Origin of the sequence: Flavobacterium rhamnosi (assembly GCF_048286515.1) — a bacterium.
Taxonomy (GTDB): Bacteria; Bacteroidota; Bacteroidia; order Flavobacteriales; family Flavobacteriaceae; genus Flavobacterium.
Genome location: NZ_JBLVPS010000047.1, coordinates 1 through 3,326 on the forward strand (window position 1 = coordinate 1; position 3,326 = coordinate 3,326).

Genomic DNA, 3,326 nt, shown 5'->3' on the forward strand with positions numbered 1-3,326 from the left:
TCCCGCTTTTTGATTAAATAGCTCCAACATCTCATTGGCCTTGTCATTTTCGCCAATTGATCTCAAAGACTGCGCATAACGGTAGTAATATTCCGGTTCTAAACCAGCCGTATCCATAGCAAATAGCTCACCATACCATTTAGCCGCTTTATCCAGTTCCGCATTAAAATAATAGGCATTGCCTAGTTTTTTAAACATATCAGCAGATTTATATCCTTTTTCGGCAACCCTTTCGTAGGTTTTTATCGCATCTACATACGCATAGCTGTCATATTTTTTATCAGCCGCAGCCAGCTTCGTATTTTGAGAATAAACGTTAAAAGAAAAAACACTTACTATTGTTATGTAAAGAAGTAGATTATTTTTCATAATAATTGTTTTTAGAAGAATCTTGGAGTTGTAATTTTTTTGTTATTGCTGAATAATTCATATCGCAGGAAAATTTCATGCGAACCGGAATTATAGTTGTCTAAATTAGTGTTTTCAAGATCGTATCCATATCCTATATATAAGCCTTTAGTAGCTTGAAAACCAACCATTGCACTCATTGCAGCGCTCCATCTATAGGCAAGCCCTACTACAAACTTTTCATTGAACATAAAATTTCCGGATACATCCACTTGAAGAGGTGCACCTTCAACCATTTTGGAGAGAACCGCTGGTTTAAATTTAACAGAATTATTCAAATCAAATACATAACCTGCAATTAAATAATAACTAATTTTTTCTTTAAAAATAGCAACTTCATTATCATCATAACGATTGGATTCTATAAAATTTGGTATTGAAAAACCAAGATAAGCTTTGTCAGAATGGAGATAGACACCAGCACCGATGTTTGGAGAGAATTTATTGTTATAATTATGTAAACTAGGGTCATCATCAACAGGATTTAATCGGCTTACATCCAAATCGAAAAGATTTGCAGTTGCTTTTATACCAAAGGAAAGTTTAAAAGTTTCCGAAGTTGGAACGGTATAAGATAAGTCAGCCGAAATTGTATTTTCACGAGTAGGACCAATTTTATCATTTATAATTGATACTCCTAATCCTAAATTATTTCCGTTAAGGGGTGTATTAATAGAAACTGCGTTAGTAACAGGAGCTCCATCAAGTCCTACCCATTGTGTACGGTGTAATGCAAAAATACTCAAGGCACCTCTAGATCCTGCATAGGCGGGATTAATATTTATTGTGTTGTACATGTATTGCGTAAATTGAGCATCTTGTTGCGCAAAACTTACAATGGCTGTAAACATCAAAACGAAAGAAAATAATTTTGTTTTCATAGTAGATATTTATTATTTTAATTATCTATCGGACTCATTTCTAAAAAATCCGGCAGGTCAGTTGATAAATTTGATAACTGTATCAGTTAGTTGAAATAGGGCTATTGTTATATAGTATACCCAAGGACAAAAAGTCCTCAGGTATAAATTGCATTATTGAGTAAGGTATAAATACCCGTCTTTTTTATTTGTTATAATTTTTCCGTCATTATCAACCGATGTATAATTCAATATGTAAAAGTATGTCCCTGTAGGTAATCCTGACGATTCACTGATAGTTGTTCTACCTTCAGAGATACCCTTAAATACTTTGTCAGTATTATTATAGCCTTTAGTTTCAAAAACTAATACACCCCAGCGGTTGTAAATTTCAACCGTGTTTTCTGGATAACATACAGTATCGTTAATGTTGTCGATGACAAATACTTCATTAATTCCATCTCCATTTGGAGAGAAAGCATTGTGAACTAAAACTGTTCCACAAGCCAATACAATACCGCCACAACCTGTGTTTACAGTCATTGTAACTCTTATAGTATCAGAACAACCATTGTTAATTTTATATTCAAATATATAATCTCCAACTGTTAGACCGAAAGCATTAAGGATATCACCTTGTAATGCAGCAGAATTATTTACAGCAACCCAAGTTCCAACAGGAGTTCCTGCTGGTAAAAGATCTCTTAGGTTAGCAGTTGTAACGTCACCGTCGTTACAAACGGAACTGTTTATAGTCACAATACTACTGGTAACACTAACATTAACGATCTGAGTAAACTCGGATGTATTTCCGCAAGTATCGGCAACAGACCATTTTCGAACTATTGAGTAGGAATTGTCGGTTCTGTTAATAATATTCTCTGTATATACGGCTGTTGAAGCAGCAGAACAATTGTCTACAAATACAAGTTCAGGTTTTGATGGAATAGCATTACAATTAACGTCAATAGTTGAATTGAAAGCAGTAGTTGTAGTTGGGCCAGTAGTATCAATTACATTAATAGTTTGTACAGCTGTTGAAGCATTTCCACAGGCATCGGTTGCGGTCCAGGTTCTTGTTACTGAATAGGAACCGGCACATTGACCATTTGTAGTTACGTCTGCAAAAGTCAAAGTCACAGCAGAACCACAATCGTCAGTAGCACTGGCTTGCGTGAACTGAGGCGTTTCGGGACAAGATATCGTTGAAGCGGAAGGCAATGCAGCAATAGCTGGAGCAGTAGTATCAATTAAATTAATAGTTTGCGAAGCTGTTGAAGCATTTCCACAAGCATCAGTTGCGGTCCAAGTTCTAGTTATAGCATATGAACCGGCACATTGACCATTTGTAGTTACGTCTGCAAAAGTCAAAGTTACAGCCGAACCACAATTGTCAGTAGCAGTAGCTTGAGTGAACTCAGGCGTTACAGGACAAGATATAGTTGAAGCGGCAGGTAATGCAGCGATAACTGGAGCGGTAGTATCTATTACATTAATAGTTTGTGAAGCCGTTGAAGCATTTCCACAAGCATCGGTTGCAGTCCAAGTTCTGGTTACAGCATAAGAACCTGCACATTGGCCATTTGTAGTTACATCTGCAAAAGTCAAAGTTACAGATGATGCACACTCATCAGTAGCGGTAGCTTGAGTAAATTCAGGCGTTGCAGGACAAGATATCGTTGAAGCAGAAGGCAATGCAGCAATAACTGGAGCAATCGTGTCAATTACATTGATAGTTTGGGAAGCTGTTGAAGCATTTCCACAAGCATCAGTTGCAGTCCAAGTACGAGTTAAAGTATAGGTACCTGCACAAGATCCGGCAACAGAAGTTTCCAAGAAAGTTACTATAGCGTCACCACAGTCATCCGTGGCGGTTAAAGTAGCAGCTGCAGGAATAGCAGAGCATTGTACCGATACATTTGCAGGCGAAGCTTCAACAAATGTCGGAGCCGTTTGGTCAACCGTTCTGATTAAATTTTGAGTAACATTGATTGTGTTTCCACAAGCATCCGTTACACTGTATGTTCTGATTGTAGTTTCAGTACAACCCACTAAAGC

2 protein-coding genes and 1 pseudogene are annotated in these 3,326 nt (G+C 37.1%); all 3 read right to left on the reverse strand.

Annotation, left to right across the window (positions count from 1 at the left end):
• Positions 1-369 (reverse strand): annotated as a pseudogene (locus ACNQGN_RS18805) (OmpA family protein); the annotation flags it as partial.
• A gap of 11 nt (positions 370-380) precedes the next feature.
• Complete coding sequence (locus ACNQGN_RS18810) at positions 381-1,289, reverse strand: PorP/SprF family type IX secretion system membrane protein (RefSeq protein WP_417989360.1); 909 nt, start codon at positions 1,287-1,289, stop codon at positions 381-383.
• 153 nt (positions 1,290-1,442) lie between these two features.
• A partial coding sequence (locus ACNQGN_RS18815) for an HYR-like domain-containing protein (RefSeq protein ID WP_417989361.1) occupies positions 1,443-3,326 on the reverse strand: 1,884 nt, incomplete at its 5' end.